The sequence below is a fragment of the Runella sp. CRIBMP genome (assembly GCF_009905605.1).
GTDB lineage: Bacteria > Bacteroidota > Bacteroidia > Cytophagales > Spirosomataceae > Runella.
The window spans coordinates 644,557-670,384 of record NZ_JAAAKZ010000003.1 but is presented as its reverse complement, the minus strand read 5'-3'; the positions used below and the strand labels follow the sequence as shown (position 1 = coordinate 670,384).

Here is a 25,828-nt window from a genome sequence, read left to right as displayed (position 1 = left end):
ATGCAAGACATCGAAATTCTACAAAGACGGGTAGAACGGGAACGCAAAGCTCGCCTGCAAGCTGAGGCAATTCTAGAAGAAAAAGCTTTCCAACTCTATCAAACCAATGAAAAACTGCGGTTCCTTAACGAAAACCTCGAACAACAGGTAATTGAGGGAGGCGCTAAGCTACAAAAAAGTGAAAAAAGATACCAGCAGCTCATTGAGTCTGTACAGGATATTATTTATAAAATTTCACCTGAGGGTTATTTTACGTTTGTGAACCCTGTGGTTGAACAACGTCTAGGATACTGCCCTGACGAAATCATAGGGCATCATTTTACCGAACTAGTAGTGCCTGAATACCGTGAGAAACTCGTCAATTTTTATTGGGAAATGGTGCACTTTCAAAAAGAAAGCACCTATAACGACTTCCCAGTCTACAAAAAAAATGGCGAAATTGCATGGATTGGACAAACGGTGCGGCTCATCGAAAATGAAGGAAATGTAGTGGAGCTGGTCGCAGTAGCGCGCGACATTACCGAACAGGTGGCCACCGACGATGCCCTCCGCACTACCCAAACCCGTTTATCAACCCTTATCACCAATCTACAAAAAGGTGTCTTGGTAGAAGACGAAAACCGCAAAATCATTCTGGTCAATCAATTATTTTGCGACCTTTTTGAGATTCCCGCTCCCGCCGAGTCGTTAATCGGAGTCGATTGCTCACAATTGGCCGAAGAATCGAAACATTTATTCAAAAATACAGAAGAATTCGTCCAACAAATCAATGATTTACTGGACAAGCAGAAAATCAGAGTCAATGAAGAATTACACATGGTCAATGGTCGCATTCTTGAACGCGACTATATTCCGATTTTTTTGGAAGGTCAATACCGAGGGCACCTTTGGAAATATGCCGATGTAACCGAACAGTTTTTGGCCCGGGAACAAATTAGAAAGAGCGAGGAAAAATACCGAGGCATCATGAACAACATGGAGCTCGGCCTGATTGAAGTCGATAAAGAAGAACACATTATCCGGGCATACGACCGTTTTTGTCTGATGATGGGCTACACAGAAGCAGAACTCATCGGCAAAGTGGCGTCTGACTTATTCTTACCTCCCGAATTTCGTGGAATATTTGAGCAGCATCAGTCAATAAGAAGCGAAGGCAAGGCAACCTCCTATGAAGTTCAGATGATAAAAAAAGACGGAAGCCGCATCTGGGTCATTCTTAGTGGTGCGCCCATCATGGACGAACATGGCAACATTGTAGGTTCTATGGGAATCCACTACGATATTTCAGCGCGAAAACACCTAGAACAAGAACTAGCCCTCGCCAAAGAAATTGCGGAAGAGGCGCGTCAAGCTGAAAAACAGTTTTTGGCAAATATGAGCCACGAAATTCGTACTCCGCTCAATGCCATCATTGGAATGACCCACTTATTGTTTGACACCCGCCCCAGCAAACAGCAATACGAGTACCTTGATATTCTTAAATCATCGGCTGATTTTCTACACAGTCTTATCTCAGATTTACTTGACATGGCAAAAATTGAAGCTGGACGCATCGAAATTCAGAACCATCCATTTGATTTAGTAGGTCTTTTAAGAACTACCCAACGTGTATTTCAAATTAAGTTAGAAAACCGCCCCATTGAGCTGGATTTAATGATTGACGGCCGTATTGCGGGCAACTATCTAGGCGACGATGTGATGTTGAATCAAATCCTTCTCAATATCATTGGCAACGCTGAGAAGTTTACGGAAGAAGGAACGATTGAAATAACGGTAAAACTCAAGAAAGAAGACAATGAAACCTGCTGGATTGAGTTTAAAATAGCCGACACGGGCATCGGCATTCCGAAGGAAAAACTGGACTTAATTTTTCAGAAATTTAAACAGGTCAACCCGCAAGGACATAAACACAAGGGCACCGGTCTGGGGCTATCTATTACCAAACAACTCGTTGAATTGCAAGGCGGTACCCTAACGGTAAAAAGCCACGAAGGAGAAGGAACCACTTTTACGTTTACCCTGCCCTTTCAAAAATCTGACACTGAGATTGTTAAAAACGACTATACAATTGAAGAAGGTACGGCCAATTTAGAGCTATGCAACCTGCTCGTTGTGGAAGATAACATCATGAACCAACGCTACATCAGCGGCTTGCTCAATAAATGGAATATTCCGTTTACCATCGCCATTGACGGCAGAAAAGCGGTAGAACAAGCCCATAAACAGCATTTCGATATTATTCTTATGGATATTCAAATGCCAAATATGGACGGATACGAAGCAACGTTGACCATTCGAAACACGAATAATCTCAACCAAAATACGCCCATTGTTGCCCTTACCGCCTCGGCAATGATGGATCAGAAAAACAAGACGAAGGCGGTCGGAATGAATGATTTTATCACCAAGCCATTTACTCCGTCGCAGCTGTTAAGTGTTATTCAAAAGTTCCTCAAAGTAGAGAACCTACCTACACCCTCCCCAGTTTCTCTCTCTGAGCCAACATCTACTCTTCTCAATTTTTCTCGCCTCAAAGAATTGTACGGCGACGACAATGAGTACATTCTGGATATGATGGAAACTTTTCTGACTGATGCACTACCCGATTTTTCGGGATTTCAGGCATTAATAAATACCAACGACTGGGTGACTTTGAGCAAGTTGGCACACCGACTAAAACCTAGCCTTGGGATGGTAGGACTCACGGATTTAGAAAAAACAATGGCCGAAATTGAAAACCAAGCCCGTAAGCAACCAGAAGCTGAAAGTTTGCAGCTACTTTTAAACCACGTCAATGCCCAACTCGAAATAGGCGTAAAAGAAATTAAAAGCGAAATTGAGAAGCTGAAGCTATAACACCTTTCGTAAAGAAGATACAATATGCTCCACCATTGAGTCAAACCAGATTTATTGGTGTAAGTAACTATCGTAAAGCAGGAATCGGAAGCAAATCCATATCGGTAAAATCCTTGTTCTCGCCCGCCATTCCCCAGATGAAAGAATAGCTTGAAGTACCGCAGCCCGAGTGAATCGACCACGGCGGCGAAAGGATCGCTTGGTGATTGGCTACCCACAAATGACGCGTTTGTGTAGGCTCACCCATGAGGTGCAGCACTCCGTGGTTTTCTGGCACGTCAAAGTAGCAGTAGGCCTCCATGCGTCGGTCGTGCGTGTGGGCAGGCATCGTATTCCAGACGCTCCCCGTTTGGAGTACCGTCAATCCCATCACCAATTGGCAGCTTTGAATACCGCCTTCATGGATGTATTTGTAAATGGTACGTTGGTTGGCCGTTTCGACCGCACCCAGATTAACCGGCGACGCTTCTTCTTTGGTAAAAGCCCGATTGGGGTACGTATGATGCGCTGGCGACGACAGCAGAAAAAAGCGCGCAGGGTTCTCTACATTTTGACTGCTAAAAATCACATTCTGAGTACCTTTTCCGAGGTACAAACAACCTAATTTGTCCAGTTCAAACATGACTCCGTCGGCCATGATACGGCCTTTCCCTCCCACATTGATAATGCCCAGTTCGCGGCGATCCAGAAAATAGGCAGCTTTGAGGGCATCGTGTGTTTCAAGCGTAATGGTACGCTCAAGCGGCATTGCACCGCCCGTCAACACCCGGTCATAATGCGAATACACCCATTCGATTTGATTGGGCGTAAACAATGTTTCAATCAGGAAGTTTTCGCGAAGCTCTTCGGTATTCATCTGGGCCGTTTCTTTACGGCTGCTTTCGTGCCTTATTTGCATTTGAGTTCTTTAATTAAATATATAATAATCTACTGTATTACAATTATTTACCTCCCCATCCAACCACCATCTACGGTCAAAACTGTACCATTGACGTAGTCAGAAGCCGAAGATGCCAAAAACACGGCTGGGCCTTTGAAGTCATCTGGCTCGCCCCAACGACCCGCCGGAATACGGTCCAAAATGGACTTGCTGCGGTCGGCATCGGCCCGCAATGCGGTTGTGTTATCTGTAGAAATGTATCCAGGCGCAATCGCGTTGACGTTGACCCCTCTGCCCGCCCATTCATTGGCGAGAGCTTTTACGAGACTCCCAACCGCGCCTTTGCTCGCGGCATAGCCAGGGACGTTTATCCCCCCTTGAAAAGTGAGCAGCGAAGCCGTGAAGACAATCTTTCCATACCCTCTTTCCATCATTTCTTTGCCAAATTCTCTGGCCAAAATAAACTGCGCATCTAGGTTGATAGACAGTACTTTATCCCAATACTCATCGGGGTGGCTAGCCGCTGGTTCGCGTAGGATAATGCCCGCGTTATTGAAGAGAATATCAATGCGAGAATGTTCTTCTTTTACTTGATTAATAAATGCGTATAATGAACTGCGGTCGCCTAAATCAGCTGCGTAGGGGCTGAATTCCCGGCCCAATTGACGCACGGCTTTTTCAATTTCACTTCCTTGCAACGGCATTGACCGCGACACCCCGATGATGTCGGCTCCCGCTTCGGCGAGACCTGTGGCCATTCCCAAGCCAATTCCTCGATCACAGCCGGTTATCAATGCCACTTTACCCGTCAAGTCGAAGTTTTTCATTTTTTCTGATTTTAATTTTTTTTAGAAATTTGGATAAAAGGCATTGTTATCCATTTGCTTTACCTCATTCTATTTATCCATTGCCGTATTCAAGTTTAGCTCACAATTTTAGTACATTACAAATATTTTGTTGACTTTTTTTATGCAATCGTTGTCGGTAACGTTGCCGAAACCTATTATTTTCAGTTTGTATTGATTTTATTTGAATTGAATGGTAAAAACCTGTAGCTTAACCTTCCCAAACAGTACACCTGCTCTCTACGTACACAAATTGTACAAAACCAACATTACGACTGTCAAAATTATTATTAAAGATATATCGAAGGCACTTAATCTCTCCACTTCGACCGTTTCGAGAGCATTACGAGGCAGTTATGAGATCAACATTGAGATCAAACGGCTTGAGATTTAATAGGGAGAACGCAGAAATTACCGTACTTGAAAATACGAAAAGGGAATGAACACGATGTTTATTCCCCTTTTATCAAAACAACAGGAAAGCCTCCTACCTTATGACGAAAAACTTTTGGGTTTTTAATTGATCTTTATTTTTCACCTGAACGAAATAAAGTCCGGAAGGCAAATCAATAACAGGAATTGAAACACTATTTTGACCCACTTCGGTCGGTTTCCACATTCTTACAAATTGATTACGGCGGCTATCAATCACATTGATTTGAAAAAACAGATAGGAGTATTCAGAACAATACGATTTCATTACCTATTTGTGAATCTTTAATATCTCCAACACCTTCATTGGTATTTCCAAAAATAACCCAAACCTAACTGAAAAAGTGGGCAATTTCGCCAAACGTCGAAAAAAATCATCAAACAGGTTGGGATAAAATAATTTTGAAAAGAAAAATAAAATCTAAAACTTGTAATGAGAAATTTGCTACTTATCATTTATATCATCATTATAACCAGTATATTGGGGCAGGAACTCCACGCTCAGAAAGTAAATTTACGATACTGCCCCTACAACTATTCTCGCAACAATGGCAATGGACAAGTCGTAAGCACTTTTGCTTCCAATATCACACCCGAAAGTATCTACTCTCAAACAGCCCTTACATCGGGCAATCAGGGTAATTTTCATTTTACGTGGGACAATCCCGTCGTTTATCCACCTGTCATAAACAGAACATGGTTGACTTCGAACGAAGGTATCACAACTCAAAACTGGTTTTTTGGGCAAACTAACCAAGGATCGCCCTTTAATCCGCCATCAGTACCCAATGGCAACACAGCCACTTATACATTTTACAGAGAAAACCTTCCTCCTTCTGGTTACATTACATTTGAGTTTATTGACCCCGTTGATGGCCAGCCTACGGCTGTTTGTACCTATCAATTATTCAATGGAGGCTCATCATCAGGAGGATTAGTATCGGGGCCTGTCAGTTCTGGTTCAGATGGAGGCTTAGAGAGCGAAGGGGCCTTGGCCGATAAAATAGCCCTTCGGCATTTTGAACGACAAACCCATCTACAGCCTGAATTTGACAACCCGACTGAGGATAAATCATTTGAAAAAAATAGAAGACAAGCTCGTATAGCTGCCGACGATTTAGCCAATTTCGTACCTATATCGCCCTTTGTCAATAGTCAGTCATTCATTTCTACACCTACCGATTTACCTCAAATAACCAACGCCAAAAAAGTACTGGCCGTAGATTATTTCGTAGGCAGATATCGTACTGCTGCCCTACTTGCTACTTATACCGAAAACGAGGTGTACAATCATACTAAAACCATTTGTGATAGGCTAAATGGTGGAAAAATTTTGGAAATTAAGCCTATGCAGATTTCAGGTGGAAACTTTATTTTGACCAAAATTTTACAACCTACTTTGATTGTTGAATATGCAATTTGTTTTTCATTGGCTGATAATGGCACTCACTACATGAGTGAAAGCCGTTGGGGTATTGATGAATTTGCCAAAGGCAAAAATTACCTTAACTTCCAAATTTGGGCAAGCAGTACTACCCATGCTGAGGCGTTGGTAACACAGATTTTGAAAATGGCTAACAAGCCTATACACTTTTCGAGTCAAAAACCCTCCATTCCGACTTCATTTGTCGAAAGTGGGCGTTACACCAAGGGGAGATTGCTACTCAATATACGAAGTATGGCTCCTACCAAGGTAGTATTTAATGGAAAGCTAAAACGTACTGAAACTACCCAATACTCCGAAAATTGGGCGTTTGAACAAACCCTTGATCAATCCCTGCAAGTCGTGGAAATTCCAGTCAATCAGATGTTTGATAGCGGGATTACAATCACAGACATTACTACCAATACTCACGATGTGCTGTATTTGGCGGATAGTCCTTGGGGAATAGATGCCCCTACACAAAACACACACCTTCAAGTATTTGAAGTGACAGAAAATAAAGGGGCCGATACCCCTAAAAACGGATATTTACTGGAACGCAACGCCCACTTAAAGGCCGAGGTCAAAAGCTATGTGTCTTTGTTCAAGATGTTGCGACCATCTGCCCAACCACTTGACATGAGTGATTTTGAAGGTGTGCAGTTTGAGGCATCAGGTAAAGGCATTGTAGAGGTAGTCTTGATGAAAAAATCTATCGCAAACTTTGAAGAACAGTTTCGTTTTGAAGTGAAACTCAATGCCAACACCCGTAGCATTTCTATTCCTTACAGTGATTTTTACTCAATTAGACACAAAGTCCTTAATGTCAAAGACATTACAGCAGTCGTGTTTTCGTTTAGGGGCAATGATCGTGATTTTAGGGCAGTAGAGCTAAGCATATCAAACTTGCATTTTGTTAAAAGTATCAATTCGAATTCCATAGAAAAGACATCTGACATCAATATTTCAGTTTACCCCAACCCGACCACTTCTGAGGCTAAAATGATAATTAATCTTTTCAATGATGCTATAACTAAAATAGGTGTCTATGACTTAAACGGACGACTCTTTTGGACAAAAGAAATACAATGCTATCAAGGCAACAACGAAATATTATTACCTATTAACGATTTACAAACTGGTGAGTACATCTGTACTTTTCAGGCTAGCAATTTAAGATTGAGTAAGAAAATGATGGTAATAAAGTAAGATTTGGAAAGAGGAAATTGATTTTTTGGTAGTCCTGAATGGGCATACCATTAAGTGGTCGAGCAAAAATTTTTGTGTAATTGTATTCGCTCGCTTCAAAGCGAGTGTCCACTATAATGAGTCATCTTGACGATTAAGGCTGGAAGCCTTCCGATAGCAGTCACTAACGCGACGCGAGCGACTGCTATTGTTTTTACTTTATGGCGATTTTGTTTGAGCTGACTAGTGTTTAGCAATCTTTAAGAGTTCGTTTTTTGGGATTTTATTCTGCCCTACCTCCTTCATTTCAAATACTACATTAATAACTTCTGGGCAAGGATTGGGGAATACATTTACTTCAACAGAAGAGTGTTTTTTCATTATTGATATTTTATTGCACATTACTTACTTAAATTTCAAAGGATTTAGAGCATAAATTAGTGCCGTTAAACGAGAATACAACAGCAGTAATATCATCAGCTTTAAAATTTCTTGACCTCGTCGAATAAAAGTCACTATTTAAGAAATAGTAAAAAAATTGACTTTTCTGTCAACTGAAGTTCTACTCAAAATTGTTCATTGGGGTTGCTATTAGATTTTTTCAATAAAATACCCTCTACAATCCCGATACCCAGTACAAGAACGGAGTATCGGGAAGAGAAGCTTTAATATTGACCGCATTCTTTCCAAAATCGGTTCATAAACTAAAATAGCAGGCACGCCTTCACTAATAAATGAACTTAGGTAGTTGAACTGCGCTTGGGCAATCATTGCAATTGCAACAAGTAATAGTATCAGTTTTCATTTCTCCTGATTTTGACCCAAAGATCTCTTATCAACAGAGATGCTTGCTCATGTTTCTATGTTTGGAAAAAAAACCTATCTTTTCAGCATATTTTTGAAATATAGACTAGAAACCTACCCTCCTTATGAAAGGCATTGTTTTTACAGAATTTTTTGAAATGGTTGAGAAAGAGTTTGGCTATGAAATGGTTGATACTCTTGTAGATACCACTAATTTGCCTTCAGGTGGTATTTACACAGCAGTGGGTACTTACGATCACAGTGAGATTGTGGCCCTAGTTGTCAATCTAAGTAACCGCACCCAAATACCTGTACCTGCACTTTTAAGGGCTTATGGCAAGTATTTATTTCAAACCTTTACCCGTGCTTACCACCATTTTATCGTAAAAGCACCTGATGCTTTTACCTTCCTAGGGTTTATCCATAACTACATTCATGTTGAGGTACGTAAACTCTATCCCGATGCAGAATTACCCCATTTTGATATTGAGCATGCCGACGATAATACCCTCATCATGAACTATTATTCAAGCCGAAAAATGGCTGACTTTGCACACGGCCTCATAGAAGGAACCCTGCTTCACTTTGGCGAAAATGCCACTATTACTCAACAAGCCATTAACGAAGATGGAAGTCACGTACAATTTGTGATAGTAAAGTAATATGGAAGAGGTTTAACTGCTCAAACGGCGTGTTGATAGAGAACGAAAAGTACGGTTGCAAGCCGAGGCTATTTTGGAGAAAAAAGCATTGCAGTTGTCTCAAGCCAATGAACAACTGAGGCATTTGAATGAAAATCTTAAACACCTAGTTAAACAAGGAATAGAAGAACTCCACGAAAGTGAAAAACGATATAGAGAGCTCCTTGAGTCGGTTCAAGATATCATCTATAAAATTTCACCTGATGGCTATTTCACGTTTGTAAAATCGGTAGTAAAATTACGCTTAGGGTATTCTGAAAATGAATTGATAGGTCGGCATTTTGCTGATTTGATAGTGCCCGAATATCGTAAGATAATATTAAAATTACCCATGGTTCACAAGGCGGATGGGACATTTTTGGTTTGGAGAAAAGAGTTACCAATTCATCAGCTAGTATTTTAGTAGAATTAGAAAACCAAAATGCATTTGATCTATACAAAAAATATTTAGGCTCAGAAGCAGAAAAGCTTCCTGGTACTGAATTATTATATCCATTATCAGTAATCATACCTGGTACTGAAAAGCCAGTTGTGAGAACGATACTCTCAATTAACGAAGAAGAAAAAACGATGAGGTTTCAAGGCTGCGTTTTATGAAAGCCAATTTTGGAAGGCTTACAATGGCCGCTTCAGAAGCAGCAGAAATGACAATAAGAGAAGGCAATGTTCCTGACTTTTCGTTACTGATAAGTTGTGTAGGGCGCAAATTGGTACTTGGGGATAAAACAGCCGAAGAAGTAAAAGCCGTAAGTCAAACATTTCATAACAAAACTGTACTGGGGGCTTTTATTTTTATGGTAAAATATCTACCTTTAATAAAGGCGGCAACTGCCAGCTACACAATCAAACAATGACAATAACTTCTTTTTACGAAAATTAAATTTTAATGATCAAACAAATATGTACGGTATAGTAAATAAAGCAATTGAAGACCTCGTAACTGAAAATTTTGGTGCAGACAAGTGGGAAGCTGTGAAGCAAAAAAGTGGAGTGGATGTAGATTTTTTTCTTAGCAACGAACCTTACGACGATGCTATAACATATCAACTGGCAGGAGCAGCATCTGATATATTGGGGTTATCCGTAGGCCAGGTATTAAATGCATTTGGCGAATGGTGGATATTAAAAACAGGTAAAGAAAAATATGGTGGTTTAATGGAAGCTGGCGGTAGCAGCTTAAGGGAGTTTCTGGTTAACCTCCCTATGTTTCACAACCGTATTATGCTCATGTACCCAAAGCTTACACCACCAGAATTTAAAGTAAGTGATGCAACTGAAAATTCTATTCATGTTCATTATCATTCAAAAAGGGAAGGCTTACAGGAATTTGTACGGGGATTATTAAGTGGTCTTGCTAAAATGTATAATGTAGAAGTGGTCATAGAATTACTTCAAACCAGAGACGAAGGCAATACACATGAAATATTTAAAGTTAACTGGTAATTCAAATGCATTCTTTCTATTTTAATACTGAACAGTTTACTCGGCTTTTCCCTTTTTATATTATTATAAATGAGGATCTGAACGTTGTTTCTGCAGGCAAGTCTGTTGAAAAACTATGTGCTATAAAAAATGGGGAGAATTTTAAAAGGCACTTTTCCATTCCACGCCCCTATACACCATTTCAATCCTTAAATGATTTGTTGGTACTTCAAAACCAACTTATTATTTTAGAAAACATAAATGATGCTTCAATTAAACTAAGGGGTCAGTTTGAATACTTGTCTATTAGCAATGAATTATTGTTTATTGGTTCCCCCTGGCTTGGTTCTATTGAACAGGCACGGGAACATAATCTGCATATTAATGATTTTGCTTATCATGACCCACTGATAGATTTATTGCATGTATTAAAGGCACAAGAGATAGGCAATAAAGACCTGCAAGAATTGGTAAAAACAATTAATAAACAAAAGGAAGAATTAAAAAAAGCTAACCAAGAAATACATGACATTGCCCTTTTTCCCACGCAAAACCCTGATCCGCTTATTAGAATAAATTTTGAAGGAGAGGTAATTAGAAACAATCCTGCAGCATCGTTGTTAGAATTTTTTCTATTCGAAAATCAGTTCTTGCACAACGACCTTTTTTTCAAATTAATTGCAAGTAAAATAGATAAAAAAAACCCAAGATGGTCTATTGAAGCTACATGCGATGAAAAGGTTTATTCATTCCTATGTGTTACTATGGCAAATGAGGGTTATATTAATATTTACGGAAGGGATATTACCGACAAGAAAAAAACGGAGGATGAACTTAGCCGCTTATCATTAATAGCAAGTGCCAATAAAAATGGGGTAATATTTATTGATCCTGATGGATATATTACCTGGGCTAATGAAGGCTTTTGTAAACTTACAGGTTATTCACTTAACGAAATTGTGGACAATACACCAGTAGGCTTATGCAAAGGACCGCTAACTGATGAAGATACCATTGAGACAGTATTGGAAAGTTTCAATAATGGAAAAAGTTTTAGTGTTAATTTAATTTATCATCGTAAAGACGGAACCTGGTTTTGGGGGCATTCGGATGGTCAGCCGCTATTTAATGAAAAAGGTGAAATAAGCGGATATTTTGGCATAATTGAAGATATCACCAGCGAAAAGTTAAATGAAGAAAAGCTGAAAGTGCTCTCTCAAATTGCAGAAGACAATATAAACCCTGTAATTATTGCTGATAAAAATGGTTATGTAAACTGGGTGAACAAAAGCTTTACGCAACTTACTGGATATACGCTTGAAGAGTCAGTCGGAAAAAAACCAGGAAGCTTTTTACAAGGACCAGACACTGACCTAAAAACGGTGCAATATCTTTCGCAACAAATTAAAAAAGGGGAGCCCTTTGCCGTAGAAATATTGAACTACAATAAAAATAAAAAAAAGTATTGGCTCCGAATTCAAGGCCAGCCTATAAAAAATGCAAAAGATGAAATAACCGGTTTCTTTGCATTAGAAGAAGATATTACCAAAGAAAAAGAATCGGAGTTGCGTTTCCGTTCAGTACTTGAAAATATAGGTGATAATATATGGGAACATAATTTTATAACAGGCAGAACATTTTTTTCTAAATCACAAAATGACTTTTTGGGTTATTCAACAACCGAACTTACTAATAATCAAAAACTTTGGTGGGAAAGTGTACACAATGATGACAGAAATTTATTAGTAGAAAGTGACTATAAATATAGAAATGGCCAGACAGAATTTCATAGCCTTGAGTATAGAATTATGCATAGGGATGGAACCGTAAGATGGGTGCTCGACCGTGGTGTTGTAATAGAGAGGAACAAGTTGGGTAAGCCAATCAAAATTATAGGTACCCATGTAGATATAACCAGCCAAAAAACTTTGGAAGCAGCTTTAAAAAAAGCAAAGGAAATAGCCGAAGACGCTCGTCAAGCTGAGAAACAGTTTTTGGCCAATATGAGTCACGAAATCCGTACGCCACTCAATGCCATCATTGGCATGACTCACCTACTGTTTGATACACGCCCTAACAAACAGCAATTTGAATACTTAGAAATCCTCAAAACCTCTGCTGATTTTCTGCACAGCCTTATCTCTGACCTACTCGATATGGCAAAAATTGAAGCAGGACGAATTGAAGTACAAAGCCACCCATTTGATTTGGTCGGGCTCTTACGAACAACACAGCGTGTTTTTCAAATCAAGCTCCAAAATCGCCCAGTCGAGTTAGAGATGATGGTTGATACCCGTATATCGGGTATGTACCTCGGCGATGACCTTATGCTCAACCAAATTTTACTCAATTTGATCGGCAATGCTGACAAGTTTACCGAAGAAGGAAGCATAGAGATATCAGTGAAACTCAAAAAAGAAGAAGAGATCACGCACTGGATTGAGTTTAATGTAACCGATACCGGGTTAGGAATTCCAGCTAATAAATTGGAAGAAATTTTTCAGAAATTCAAACAAATTAATGCCCACGGGCATAAACACAAAGGCACAGGTTTGGGCTTGGCCATCACCAAACAATTGGTAGATTTACAAGGCGGAACAATTTCGGTCAAAAGCCAAGAGGGAAAAGGAACAACCTTTACATTTATGCTTCCTTTTCAAAAATCAGACATAGAGGCCATACCAGATACCTTCGAGATTCAAGCCGTTTCGAGCGATTTGCTGGGCTGCAAAGTATTGGTTGCCGAAGACAACATAATGAACCAGAAGTATATCAGTAGCTTATTGAACAAATGGAATATTGAATTTATCATTGCTTCCGATGGCAGAAAAGCCGTTGAACAGGCGCTAAAACAGCGTTTTGACATCATTTTGATGGACATTCAAATGCCCAACATGGACGGATACGAAGCCACTATCAACATTCGTAATACCAAAAATCCTAATCAGCACACTCCTATTGTAGCCCTCACTGCCTCGGCTATGCTCGATCAAAAGAACAAAACAATATTAGTGGGTATGGAAGATTTTGTAACCAAACCCTTTGCTCCCAATCAGCTGTTGGGGATCCTGAAACGTTATGTAAAAATTGATGTTTCCGGCCAAAATCCTGAAACATTAGGTAATTTAAGCCTCCAACTTGACCATACTCGCCTTCAAGAAATGTATGGCGATGACAAAGCTTATGCCGCAGATATGTTTCAAACGTTTTTGGCCGATGTACTTCCCAACTTTCCTGTTATTCAAGACTTAATCCTGCAAAACGACTGGGAATCTTTGAATAAATTGGCACATAAGTTGAGCCCTACACTCGGTATGGTAGGGCTTACCAAACTCGAACTTCAACTGTCAGAGATAGAAACCATTTCCAAAGAAAATCCGCAAGAAGAACCGTTACAAAAGCTTTGGGAGGGCATACAAAGTACCTTGGATGCCGCTGTTCCTATTCTGCAACAAGAATTGGTTCATTTACAAGAATCAGTAAAATAGGCCTATTGTCAAAGACTAAAAAAAACCATGAAATTAAAATGTATTATTGTTGAAGATGAAATAATGGCTCGCAAATCGTTGCAACGGCTTTGCGAACAACACGACTCGCTACGCCTAATCACTGCCTTTGAAAATGCCGAAGATGCCCTTGCTTTTTTGGCGACCGAAGAGGTAGATCTAATATGGTTGGATGTAGAAATGCCTGGCTTGTCGGGATTTGGATTGTTAGAAAATCTTACATCCATGCCACAGGTAATTATGACTACCACCAAAACAGAATATGCTTTTAATGCGTATCAGTATCAAGTAACAGACTATTTACAGAAACCCATTACTTTGCCTCGTTTCAAAGTAGCCGTTGAGAAAGTGTTAGAACTCAATAGCCGTAAAACGGCTGTTTCGCCCGAGCGCCAAGAGATTTACGTAAAAATAGAAGGCCGTTACATGCGATTACCTTATGCTGAGATTACGTTTGTTGAAAATGTAGGCGATTATGTCAAAATTTTTACGACTAAAAACTCCTATGTAGTACACACGACCATGAAATACTTAGAAGAAAAGCTGGGCAGTCAGTTTTTGCGGGTACACAGGTCATTTATTGTTCATCTCGACAAAATCGTGGATATCGAAGAAAACAATCTAGTGATTAGCAACAAAGTCATCCCCATCAGTAGGGCCAACAAATCTGAATTGATGACTCGGCTCAATTTGCTGTGATTTTATCGTTTTTTCAACAGAATCCATTTTGCTTTAATGCCCGTTTCTGAATAGCTATACCCCACCACCGACGACGTGGCGCTGTTGCTATACAAGCTATATGCTGTTATCTCAATGTTTGCGTTAGGCCTGTAACCAAGGGTGAGCGATGCACGGTAAGTGGCCTGAAATTCCTCATCCTCAATGCGCTGCATACCACCTGCTACGGAAATCTGATAAATGAACTTTTGCTTTGGTACATTGAGGTTTTCGATCACACCAAACGCTTCGTAGGAACGGAATAAAAATGGACTAAAATAAACCTTAGACATACGTTTTTCAAAAGTCATGCGCTGGTAGTTTACACCAAACTTTACAACAGGTGTAGCCATCAAATCATAATACAGTGAAGCAAACAGCAAATTGCGGGTGTTTCCGTCAGAATTTTTTGTATAATAGTACTGAGAATAAACGCCCAATTTGAACGGTGTGTTGAGGTTATAGGTAGCAATATAGTTTTTAAATGAAAGCTGATTGCCTACCAATCCTGCCGTAAAACTCTGAACATCAGCATTGTAACGAAGTTCGATTGTCTGAAACTTGTCTACTTTAAATTCACTGGCAATATCAAGCGTTTTGAAAGGAGTTGCGGTACCATCTTTCTCTAATTTGGTCAAATTAATAGCGCCAGTAACCAACCAAAAAGGTTTGGCTCTCCACCGCAAACCTGCGGTAAATGTCTGCACATTGGCCGCATTATTTTCGAGCGAATTAGTCACTTCACGTTGGCGGTAGCCCACATTGAGACGTAATGCTGTTGCTACATCAAATGCCGCATTTACTTGATAGTTTTTCGAGGCGTTCCCCCCTTTGTCGCTACTTATAAAAGTATGGGTAGTAAGAGCAGGTGCATGACGAAGTTTTAATTTTATGAGAAAGTCTTTGGCATCTTTTTGATTTGGGTAATAATCCAAGGTTTTCAATACATACTTTTTTGATTCATCATCCAATTCTTGGGCAAAAAGGGCATCCGCCACGCCCAAGTTGCCATCAAAAGAAGAGGGTACATTACGCAGTGATTTTTTGAATAACGATACTGAGCGAGCAAATTCTTTGTTCCAAACCGAAAGCCCCGCTCGTTTGATCAATATGTCGTTGTTGTTAGGAAAGAGGGTGTCCAGTGAGTCTAATTCAGCAAAAGCTTGCTTAAATTTTTCGTTCCAACCCAGGGCTGTAATGCGCCCCAACCGAGCCACAAGGTACTTTTGAGGCTGAGTGGCGGTACTTTCAACTGCTTTGTTGGCATAATCAAAAGCCAAAGATTTGTTTGCCTGCAAAAATGATAAATACGAAAGATTCAAAAACACTTCAGTTTGACCATTGGTGAGTTGAAGTAACTGTTGATAAATTTTCTCGGATTCGTCGTAGCGTTCAAGTTGGATGTAAAGCTGTGCTTTGGCAAAAAGAGCTTCTTTGTCAGTAGCATTTTCCGACAAGATAGCTTCCAGCAACGGAGCGGCTCGGTTATAGTCTTGATTCTTTGCAAAATAATCCGCCAATCCCAAGCGAGCATACTTACGGCTCACTTTGGCATTGTCGTTGGATGGCTGTATTTCAAGCGCTTTATTGGTAAATGACAGTGCTTTTTCGTATTCAAACAACGAAGCCAGTGCATTGGCGTATCCTAAATTGGCAGCAAAATCATTTGGATTTTCGGCCAACAGTTTTTCGTAATAGCTCTTGGCGGCAGGGTATTCTTTTCCCCACATAAGTGCCTCAGCGGCATTGAGCGAAATCTCAAAATCACCAGGAAAGCGTTCGAGTAGTTTTGCAAATACTTCTTTGGCCTCAGTTACATTTCCTGACAACCCGATGCCCCGTCCGTAGCAAAGCAATGCGGTTTTGTGCGTAGCATCGTGGGTAGTAAGGTAGTTTCTAAAAAAAGCAGCGCCCTCGGCAAACTGTCCGTTTTCCAACATTTTAAAACCTGCCTGTAAAGCATCTTGTGCTTGTACTGCCCCAGAAAACATAACCAGAATAACTACGAGTATCTTTTTCATTACTATTGTTGATTTGATGAAGCAAAACTATCATCTAATGCAACGGTAATACTTCAACTTTCGATGAAGTGCAGTTTTTGAGGTGTTTTTGGAAGAAAAACACTGTTTAAAGTTGGCCTATTCTTATATATAGATTGACAGTTGTTGTTTGACCGACACAATGTTGGTTGTAAATAATTGTAAATCAGATAGAATAACTACCAACAAATCGCTGAACTCCTCTGCTATAAAAATTGATGTTAGGCAAAATACTTATCGCTGCTGGATTCGTTCAAATGGATAAACTTACCACTAAAAAAAGAGGCAAAATCTTCCAAAAAACCTTCATTTTTTGTCATTCATCGAATTGCCCCGACTCAGGGTAGACGTTTGCTGCAACTTTGTCCCAACAAAAACGCAAAAACCAATGTACGCACCCAATTACCAACAATTTGCTGAACGTCTTCGTATCTATCGTTATAGGGGTGAGCTTGGCGCTACCGATGCCATTGCTCTCAAAAATGAGTTGTTGGCCGAAACCGCCGAGCAGTTGTTCATTGACCTTAGCGAAGTTACCAAAGTTGATTTGATTGCAGTAAATGCTTTGGCAATGGCGCACAAAAATAAAAACCTCAAAGTAGTTATGCCTAAATTAGCCCAAGGTCGGCATATTTTTCATATCACTAAGTTTGACCTTATTTTCAATATTATCACTTCTATTCCTGATTACCTCTACGACTATGAGTAAGCTCAAAACAAATAATGAAGCCTTTTTGAGCACAGGATTTATGCTAATGGTTAGCACATTGGTAGTTAACATTGGCAATTATGCATTCAATCTGTTAACAGGACGCATACTCAGTCCAGAGGCTTTTGGAGAAGCAAATTTCTTAGTAACTTGTTTGTTGGCTGTTTCTTTTGTTGCTACGGCTTTCCAATTAACGGCAGCTAAATTCTCTGACCCACAGAATCAACTGTCTGATTTAGCTTGGATCTTGGGTTTCATGATATGCGCAGGTGTACTTGTTTTTTCAAATAACATAGCCGATGCCTTTCAGCTGACCTCCGAAACTTCACTTAGTTTACTTGCGATGGCAGTTCCGTTCTATTTTGTGATGAGTGTAGGACGAGGCAAGTTACAAGGAGATTTACATTTTGGGAGGTTTGCTATTACGTATCAAGTAGAAATGTGGGCCAGGCTAATCGTAGGCATTGGCATGGTGGCTTTATTCCGCTCGGCATGGGGTGTGGTAATAGGCTTGTTAGTTTCAATCGGAAGTGGTTTCATCTATACGAACTTAGCACAAAAAACGTCAAAAACAGCAGCAATACATATCAAGTCTTTTGAAGGATTTAGTACATTTTTTGGAGCTACTTTGCTTTATGAGCTTAGTCAAATTGTTATCAACAACAGCGATGTGCTGATTGTAAAACATTACTTCACAACGCAAGAGGCGGGCCTGTATGCTGCTTTAGCATTGATTGGCCGAGTGGTGTATTTTGGAACTTGGTCGGTAGTGATGGTACTATTCCCAAAAGTAATTGAGCAAAAAAAGAAAGGCTTACCTACTCACCAGTTATTGGTCAAAAGCTTTGCGATTGTGGCACTCATTGCCGCTATAATAGTAGCCGGGTGTTTGGCATTTTCTGAATGGATAGTCGGGACGTTGTTTGGCAAAAACTACCTCAGTATCAGCACTTATCTATGGCAATATGCCTCCGTAACCGCTTTGTTTGCCTGTGCCAATGTTTGGGTATATTACCACTTATCGCTCGACCGCAAAACCCCCATACTCCTTTCACTCTTGGCAGGCATTTTACAGTTTTTCCTACTTTATGTTAAGCATGGCAATTTTGGAGACGTGATTCAAGGACAGTGTATTTCCATGCTCTTTTTATTCTTTTCACTGTTGGTTTATCATTTTGTAGTTACAACAAGATACTTCTCTTTTAACCCAAAAAACATTCAATTGTCATGAAATCAAACCTTAAAGTTGCCATTGTTTCTCCTTTTCCTCCGAGCAAATGTACGCTCAATGAGTACGGATACCATCTGGTAAACCATTTCCGTCAAAATAACGACACCAAAGAAGTAGTCTTGATTGCTGACCAATTGCCCGAAGGCCAAGTTTATGAATTTGATACTGAAGGATGTGCAATAGATGTTCGTCCAGTATGGCAATTCAATAATTGGTTCAATTTCTGGTTTATCCTTAAAACCATCCGTCAGACTAAGCCCGACGTAGTACTTTTCAATATTCAATTCCTGTCGTTTGGTGACAAAAAAATACCCGCTGCGCTGGGGCTACTCACTCCCTGGTTGGTAAAACTCTTAGGTTTCCCTTCGATAGTTTTATTACACAATATTATGGAGGAAGTAGATCTAAAAACGGCAGGAATCACCCAAAATCCAGTTTTAGCTGCCATTTTTCGCTTCATCGGCACTATGCTCACTCGTTTGGTATTGCAAGCTGATTTGGTAGCAGTTACCATTGCCAAGTACGTAGAAGTGTTAGAAAAAAAATACAAAGTCAACAATGTAGCATTGGTTCCTCATGGTAGTTTTGAATTACCTCCCATGCCTACCTTTGACTTAACCGAAGGCCCCAAGCGAGTGATGACTTTTGGCAAATTTGGTACCTACAAAAAAGTAGAAGTAATGATTGAAGCCGTAGAGCTGGTTCGTCAGCGTAGCAGAGTACCGCTCGAAATCGTGATTGCAGGCACCGACAGCCCCAACAAGAAAGGCTACCTAGCAGCAGTACAACAACAATATGCCAACGTACCTGGTTTGACTTTCACAGGTTATGTACCCGAAGAATACGTACCTACGGTATTCAACGAAAGCGCAGTAGTGGTGTTTCCATACACTAGCACTACGGGTAGCTCGGGGGTTTTGCACCAAGCAGGTAGCTACGGCAAAGCGGTGATATTGCCTAACATTGGTGACTTAGGTCAACTGATTAAAGAAGAAGGCTATGCAGGTGAACTTTTTGAACCCAACAATGCCGAAAGCCTGGCCGAAGCAATCCAGAAAGTAGTAGAAAACGACGAATATCGCCGTGAATTGAGTGTTCAAAACTACTTTGCAGCGGTTTCATTACCAATGGCCGATATCGTAGATTGGTATCATCTTCACTTTGGAAGGTTGATGCAAGCGGCATAAATAATACGCTTTTTTTTAAGATCTTACTTTACCCTATGTTCCTCCTAAGCCTGTCGCACGTGCGCAGGCTTTTTTTATTTTATCAATACCCCCAAACCCTTTTTGGGTTTTCCTGCTGCATTCAAAACGCCAAAATTCTTCTGTGGGTAGCGATTCCATGGCATTTTACCAACTACTTCGGCAGGTACATCAGTAAAATCATACAGGGTCCATGCAATGTAAGGTATATTACCTTTTTGACGAAGCACTTCTCTTATTTGGGCAAAATAAACGGCTTGATCTTCTTCATTTTTACCAAAAGGCGCCCAAATGCCACGGTAGGTAGAAAGCCCAAACTCTTCTAAGACAAGTGGTTTTGTTCTTATCTTTTTTCGCAATTCATCAATACCATACGCCAATTCTTCGGGTGATTTATAGGAGTGAAACGACACAAAATCAAGCTCTTTACTCAACAATTCGGCATTTTCGGGATAAGCCCAACCAATGGTAAGCAAGTGATTGGAGTCGTAGATTTTGGCTCGTTTCAATATCCACTGCAACCATTCTTGTACTTCGGCTGTATCGTGGTATTTATAATCCAAATCAGGTTCGTTTTTTAAATCCCAAGCCAAAATCGCTGGATGCTCTCTAAATGCTGTCAACAATGTTTCGAGTTGTCGGTCGGTCGCAGGAAAGTTTAGTAATCGATAATCACCCAAAAAATCGAACAGCGTGACAATGACTTTAAGATCATACTTTTGAGCCGTATTCAATAGTTGCCGCAATTTCTCCGTTTGTTCGGCTGGCACATTTCCTTTATTAAAATCATGAAAATTCACAAAAATTCGTAGCGTATTAAAGCCTAAGGATTGTACCAATGCGAAGTCTTTCGAAATAATGTTAGCATCAAATTTCGACCAAAAAAAAGTCCAAGGGGTCTTTTGAGGGTAGTAATTGATGCCTTTTGAAAAAAAGGGCTGATTCGCCAAATAAAACTGTTGACCCTTAATCTGTACCATTTTCGACTTATCAACCTTCAAGGTATCTTGCCAAAAGGGAACAGGTTGCTTACGCACTACATTTTTGACCCGCCAATACCCATCATCGAGCAACATCACTACTTCGTAGTCAGCCACCACTTCAGAGGAATAAACCTTCTCTTGTGTGTCTTTGTGATAAAGGTGTTTTTTTAGTCGTACTTGTCTATCCGTAAACGACACAATTTGCCCGTCGGCTGAATAAAAATGCAATTGGATGTGATGCTCTAAATCAGTTTGGTGTAACTCAAACCCTTTATTATCCAACTGCTTGACAGCCTCTTGTATTTTGGGTAAAGCAGATGGGGTAAAATACTCCTTTAAGCCTTTGGTCTCACCCGTCATGTAGCTCAAATGCTGCTGGTACCACCCACGGATATAGTCTTTGATGATCTCTTGTCGAGTAAAATCCTCCATTTTGCGCCCCGTTTGTGGGTCGTCAGGCAGCCATTGAATATACGGAACATGCGATTCGGGGAGATTAGGTGGAAGATTGAGTGCCGTAGCACGGTCGGCACCCGTGTTAAAATAAGTCCATAATTTGGCCGTTACACCAATCAATAAAGACAGACCTACCACCGAAACGATACCGAAATAAATTCTGTAATATTTAATGGAAGGTTGAGCCGTCATTTCTTCGTTATAAAAGTTACTGTGAATAAATTGCTTTTACCACCACCATTTACCGATGCACGTATGCGGAGGCTCCCAGCTGATATGGGGTTTTGCACAAAAATTGTTGCAATTCCTTCGAGTGTATAACCGTTGAGGTGGCGTAAGGTATTGTTGGCATCTTGGCATTCAAACAAAACCAGCGTACCATCAGGAACGGTATTTCCGAAACGGTCTTTGAGAACATCTGTTTTTATTTTAAACGTCTGTCGGCCATCAGCAAATGGCGTTGTATCTTCTGCCCAAATCCGAAAATCAATGGGGTAATCGGCCACCTCTAACAGCTCTTTCTCTTTGCTTTTAACCCGATCAACGGATACATACCCCAATGTTTTACCCGCTTTCGTTTGGGCAGTAATGATTTGGTAGGCTACCCCGTGTTTTGTGAATGCTTGCTTATTTTCTACAAAATCGCTTGGCCTAACCAGCTCAAACCGCACGGGGGTCTGTGCTTGAACCAAATTCCCGAAAGTATCAGTTGGAATCGCCGTGAGCATAGCCCAATCTTGCCCATTTGCAATGACAGATTTCGAGCCTAAATAGGTGTCAAGCGGCATGGTAGCACCCATTGGCAACACATGATATGCCTTTTGACTAATTTTTATGCCTTCATAAAGTACTTCTGCCGAAACCCAGCCCGTCAGGGTATCAACCATCGTGATGGTTTGACCTGGGTCAAAGGTATCAATCGTGGTTCCCCAAGTAGCGTGGCGCATTAGGTAAATAGGTGAATTAGAAAGTTTTTCTTTGCCCATGAGCCGAATCGTAAATTTTTGCCCTACTGTTACCGAGTCTGGCCCGAGCAGTTTAAAATCAGCAAGTGCCCCTTCATGGGTTTGTCTTGTGGTGCATTGACAACACAAAGGAAAAATAATGGCAATATGTACAAACCAATTTCGCATCAATAGAGGGTAGGGTTTCCGATATAAGCATTCACTAAAAAACGCACATAGCCTTGTTGGGCTGGCAAAGGGAGCAAGCCGCCTTTGGGTGGCCTATTTGCCAAATTTACGTGATTCAGAAAACTACTCTGAGGCAATCCATTCACAAAAAAATCATTGATAGTGCCTTTCTTCACCAGCTTTATTCGCTCAAAATTAGGCAATTGCTGCTCAAAAGCCTGCTTTGCTTGCTGCCTAACACCATCTTTCAAAAACAAATGATCTACCCATCTTACCGTTTGGTCTTGGTCATAATAAGTAAAAAGTATTTGCGGAACGCTCATTTCATCTATGCCATGATTATAAACTTCTCCTTTGAATTTTTGAGTACCCACCACTTGGATTTGTTGAACTCCTACATCCCGATACATATCTCTATCGGCTACTACTGCACGAGCAAATAAGCGAAAATGAGTCGGTTGATGCGTAAAATTGTGAGCTGTAAATTCAGTAGGATTAAATTTAAGTGGGTTTTTATCTTCTTCTTTCACCCAAGCTGTTTCTTCAAATTCAATTCTAAATGGCACAATCTCTTTGGGAAGTACGTTGTGCATAGTGGTATATTTAGCATTGTAAGAAACCAGCTTTCGACTCTGATTATCAAACAATTGCGCCTCAATGGTTAGATGAGCAGGCAGATGGTCAATGTTCTGAATTTCTCCTACCACTACATACTGGCTATCAATTTTCATCAATTTGGCAGACAAAACATACAATTCGGGACGGTCCAATATATCATCGTGCTCGGTTGTAGCCGTCGTAATTTTACGTTTTCCTTGACTATGCAAGCCTAATACTCCCTTTTCGATGTGCTCGTCGGGAGGTGTTTTTTGATCAAAAACAGGGGGCTCAACGAACCAATTTTCACCTACCCTCATCAGCGTATGTTCTACCTCTTGGTGAAATCGTTCAAGGGGTGTTACCCAATCCGTAATGGCCAACACCTTCATTCGATCAGGTTGTTTTTCCAAGATTTTTACCGAAAATGAATCTAACTTACCATAAGAGGCCAGCAGTCCATCCCGTACCGAAAGTTGCAAAACATAATCATCAAAGCTGATGCTATGAGGAGGGAAGTACTCATGTGCTTCTTTGAAATACTTAAAATCTAAGGCGTTATAGTAAGCTTTGAGTAAAACAATGGGGTCTTTCTGATATGAAGTAAGAAGGGTTTTCAGCCAAAAACCACCTGCTATGGTTAGTACTATTGCCATCCAACCAAACAACCAAAGATTACCTTTTCGAGTATTATATCCTGAGTTTTCAATCTCAGCAAATGCACTAATTAGAAATACACGACGATGGTAAAATAGCACTGCAATCATGACAACGAATGCAAATAATGGCAAAATTCCCCACATCCGTTTCTGCACCACGGGCATCTCTTTTAGAGGCAATACCGTAGGTAAAGGTGGCACATCGTGTTTTTGCCATACCATAATGCCATTTTCCAGGCGCTGAACCCGCTCCCAACCAGCAAAATACAAAATAGGGTCGTAGAACTTATCGTTGGAGAAAATGAATTTTAGGTGATATTTCTCTGGGATAGTTAGAAATTGCTGTAAAGAACCAATCCCCTGAATGCCTTTGAATTTTGAATTTTCGAGCCGTTCAAGTGGTTGAGTGGTCATCTCGGGCACTCTTCGGGCAGAATGATAATTGCCATCAATAGAAAGTGCCGTTGTATTGGCCGAAAGCCACGCCATCTGATCACCAAACCCAAGGGTCATAAAGCGCCAACGGTCGTGTTGGTCGCGCTCTAAAAAACTAAGGATAGGCTGTATATCCACACTTTGGGGTTGCAAGGCACGAAACTTATGAAAATCGGCAATAAAAAGTGCCTGTAAACCCACCAAACTTATCATCAGGATAGAAGTAAAACGGTACATCTTTTTTCCAAACCGACTGATAATACGTTCTCGAATATCTCCTTCTACAAGACGCCTAAAAAAATCGCCCACAAAGGGAATCGCAATCACAGATGCCCAAAATGTGAAACGGTCGAGCGTTAAAATCTCAAAAGCATTTTTTCCCAAGAGTAGTTTGGGGAGAGGGGTTGTTCCTCCTGTGCCTAATAATAAAAGCAGCGAAAACGATAAGGCTAAAAAGATATTCCGACGAGTATAAAGACTCCGAAAAATATAAGGTAGCATTAGTAGTGTAAACCCCAATGGGATAATAAAAAACATCAAGCCCGACGATGTAATTTCAATAAATGAATCTCGTGAGCCGTGTGGGATAGAAACTTGGGTAATGGGGTCGGTTTTGGACCAAAACCAATAAGGAAATATAATAAGCACTATTTCTGCCCCCGCAATTACAAAAAACGTTAAAAACAATTTCCACTTCTTAAAGGCCAGCACAATAGCATCTTTGGCAACATTAAAAAAACTCCCTTCCACACCCACTTCATCCAGCAATGCCGTAGCGATAATTGGAGCAATAAAAAATACCATACCAAAGATAGTTGTAACATGGTGCGAGGCAACCGTTACGCCCAAGATAGCCAACCCTAAGAATAAATATCGCCTTTGAGTATTTCGGAAATAACCATACACCTCGGGTAAAGCATTGGTTAAACAAGCTATTCCCATCATAGTGGGCAATTGCCCATAAATATGGATAGTCTGAACAATTGAAGAAGCTACTAAGGCAAACAAAGCCGCATACCCTGCCGAACGCTTTGATACCCACAATTGAGAAAAACGATAAATTCCAATGATAAAAAAACACAAAGCCAACAAGATAACCACCATAAAGCCAAACCTTAATCCGCCGATTTTTGACAATAGCGCAATCAATTGATGACTTAATGGAGGATAACTTGTAACAGGAAAACCTGTGTACCAACGATACTCCCAAGGCTCAAACCACGAACGGGCGTAGTGATCGGCAAAAAAAATGTGCACAAAGGCATCGTATGTCTTGTCAATATTATATATCAGAGCCGAGCCATGAAACAACACAGCTACAATCAATGCTACAAACAATAATCTATCTGCTTTGGGTGACATAGTATACCTCTAACTCTTTTATACTAATGAGGAGATTGCGAAATAAGAGTGGATTTTCTCAATAAAAAAATTTCCACCTGTATTTCATCATAGTAATGCTTTTTCTTCTAAAACCTAGCTATTTCTTCCTGCTAAATATCGGGCAAATACCTCCAAAAAACTGCATTAAACTGCAGTTTATCGAAGACTTCACTTTAAGACACTCGTACATAGCACTTTTGTATCATCAAACACGAGAAAAACAA

17 protein-coding genes and 1 pseudogene are annotated in these 25,828 nt (G+C 40.3%); 11 read left to right on the top strand and 7 right to left on the bottom strand.

What is annotated here, in order from left to right; genetic code table 11:
* Nucleotides 1-2,856 (top strand): PAS domain S-box protein, encoded by a 2,856-nt coding sequence (locus GVN20_RS12560; RefSeq protein ID WP_166558650.1) that lies wholly within the window; start codon nucleotides 1-3, stop codon nucleotides 2,854-2,856.
* A gap of 67 nt (nucleotides 2,857-2,923) precedes the next feature.
* On the opposite strand, the gene kduI is transcribed toward GVN20_RS12560, so the two are convergent.
* From kduI to GVN20_RS30125, 3 genes are all read right to left on the bottom strand, one after another.
* Nucleotides 2,924-3,754, bottom strand: coding sequence for a 5-dehydro-4-deoxy-D-glucuronate isomerase (gene kduI, locus GVN20_RS12555; RefSeq protein WP_166558649.1), 831 nt, complete (start codon nucleotides 3,752-3,754; stop codon nucleotides 2,924-2,926).
* A 47-nt stretch (nucleotides 3,755-3,801) separates the two neighbouring features.
* Nucleotides 3,802-4,563, bottom strand: coding sequence for an SDR family oxidoreductase (locus GVN20_RS12550; protein WP_166558648.1), 762 nt, complete (start codon nucleotides 4,561-4,563; stop codon nucleotides 3,802-3,804).
* A 505-nt stretch (nucleotides 4,564-5,068) separates the two neighbouring features.
* Nucleotides 5,069-5,281 carry a T9SS type A sorting domain-containing protein gene (locus GVN20_RS30125; RefSeq protein WP_166558647.1) on the bottom strand — a complete coding sequence of 71 codons (213 nt, stop codon included), beginning with the start codon at nucleotides 5,279-5,281 and terminating at the stop codon, nucleotides 5,069-5,071.
* 165 nt (nucleotides 5,282-5,446) lie between these two features.
* Between GVN20_RS30125 and GVN20_RS12535 the strand changes: the two genes are divergently transcribed.
* From GVN20_RS12535 to GVN20_RS12505, 7 genes and pseudogenes are all read left to right on the top strand, one after another.
* Nucleotides 5,447-7,645 (top strand): T9SS type A sorting domain-containing protein, encoded by a 2,199-nt coding sequence (locus tag GVN20_RS12535; protein WP_166558646.1) that lies wholly within the window; start codon nucleotides 5,447-5,449, stop codon nucleotides 7,643-7,645.
* A gap of 908 nt (nucleotides 7,646-8,553) precedes the next feature.
* Nucleotides 8,554-9,090: a heme NO-binding domain-containing protein gene (locus GVN20_RS12530; protein ID WP_166558645.1), complete on the top strand. Its 537-nt coding sequence runs from the start codon at nucleotides 8,554-8,556 to the stop codon at nucleotides 9,088-9,090.
* Between the two features lie 73 nt (nucleotides 9,091-9,163).
* The gene (locus tag GVN20_RS12525) at nucleotides 9,164-9,532 is read left to right on the top strand and encodes a PAS domain S-box protein (protein WP_229599049.1); all 369 of its coding nucleotides are present in this window, start codon (nucleotides 9,164-9,166) and stop codon (nucleotides 9,530-9,532) included.
* Nucleotides 9,493-9,983, top strand: a pseudogene (locus GVN20_RS30120) (FIST C-terminal domain-containing protein). The gene GVN20_RS12525 and the pseudogene GVN20_RS30120 overlap by 40 nt, the downstream one beginning before the upstream one ends.
* A gap of 46 nt (nucleotides 9,984-10,029) precedes the next feature.
* Nucleotides 10,030-10,572: a heme NO-binding domain-containing protein gene (locus GVN20_RS12515; RefSeq protein WP_166558643.1), complete on the top strand. Its 543-nt coding sequence runs from the start codon at nucleotides 10,030-10,032 to the stop codon at nucleotides 10,570-10,572.
* 5 nt (nucleotides 10,573-10,577) lie between these two features.
* Nucleotides 10,578-14,039 carry a PAS domain S-box protein gene (locus tag GVN20_RS12510; RefSeq protein WP_166558642.1) on the top strand — a complete coding sequence of 1,154 codons (3,462 nt, stop codon included), beginning with the start codon at nucleotides 10,578-10,580 and terminating at the stop codon, nucleotides 14,037-14,039.
* Nucleotides 14,040-14,066: 27 nt separating this feature from the next.
* A complete protein-coding gene (locus GVN20_RS12505) occupies nucleotides 14,067-14,756 on the top strand; it encodes a LytTR family DNA-binding domain-containing protein (protein ID WP_166558641.1) in 690 nt (229 codons plus the stop codon).
* A 2-nt stretch (nucleotides 14,757-14,758) separates the two neighbouring features.
* On the opposite strand, the gene GVN20_RS12500 is transcribed toward GVN20_RS12505, so the two are convergent.
* Nucleotides 14,759-16,795, bottom strand: coding sequence for a tetratricopeptide repeat protein (locus GVN20_RS12500; RefSeq protein WP_166558640.1), 2,037 nt, complete (start codon nucleotides 16,793-16,795; stop codon nucleotides 14,759-14,761).
* Between the two features lie 406 nt (nucleotides 16,796-17,201).
* On the opposite strand from GVN20_RS12500, the gene GVN20_RS12495 reads away from it, so the two are divergent.
* Genes GVN20_RS12495 through GVN20_RS12485 form a run of 3 tightly spaced genes read left to right on the top strand, consistent with a single transcriptional unit; the run spans nucleotide 17,202 to nucleotide 19,940 of the window.
* Complete coding sequence (locus GVN20_RS12495; RefSeq protein WP_166558639.1) at nucleotides 17,202-17,522, top strand: STAS domain-containing protein; 321 nt, start codon at nucleotides 17,202-17,204, stop codon at nucleotides 17,520-17,522.
* Nucleotides 17,515-18,753: an oligosaccharide flippase family protein gene (locus GVN20_RS12490; protein ID WP_166558638.1), complete on the top strand. Its 1,239-nt coding sequence runs from the start codon at nucleotides 17,515-17,517 to the stop codon at nucleotides 18,751-18,753. The genes GVN20_RS12495 and GVN20_RS12490 overlap by 8 nt, the downstream gene beginning before the upstream one ends.
* Entirely contained in the window at nucleotides 18,750-19,940 is a 1,191-nt protein-coding gene (locus tag GVN20_RS12485) for a glycosyltransferase (RefSeq protein ID WP_166558637.1), read from the top strand. Before GVN20_RS12490 ends, GVN20_RS12485 begins: the two co-directional genes overlap by 4 nt.
* Nucleotides 19,941-20,014: 74 nt before the next feature.
* Here the strand turns inward: GVN20_RS12485 and GVN20_RS12480 are convergent, their stop codons facing one another.
* From GVN20_RS12480 to GVN20_RS12470, 3 genes are read right to left on the bottom strand one after another with little or no spacing between them, the layout of a single operon-like run.
* Nucleotides 20,015-21,589, bottom strand: a complete 1,575-nt coding sequence (locus tag GVN20_RS12480; protein ID WP_166558636.1) for a cellulase family glycosylhydrolase — start codon at nucleotides 21,587-21,589, stop codon at nucleotides 20,015-20,017.
* On the bottom strand, nucleotides 21,586-22,530 hold the full coding sequence (locus tag GVN20_RS12475) for a hypothetical protein (RefSeq protein WP_166558635.1): 945 nt from the start codon (nucleotides 22,528-22,530) through the stop codon (nucleotides 21,586-21,588). Before GVN20_RS12475 ends, GVN20_RS12480 begins: the two co-directional genes overlap by 4 nt.
* Nucleotides 22,530-25,583, bottom strand: coding sequence for a hypothetical protein (locus GVN20_RS12470; RefSeq protein WP_166558634.1), 3,054 nt, complete (start codon nucleotides 25,581-25,583; stop codon nucleotides 22,530-22,532). Before GVN20_RS12470 ends, GVN20_RS12475 begins: the two co-directional genes overlap by 1 nt.
* Between the last annotated feature and the right edge of the window lie 245 nt (nucleotides 25,584-25,828).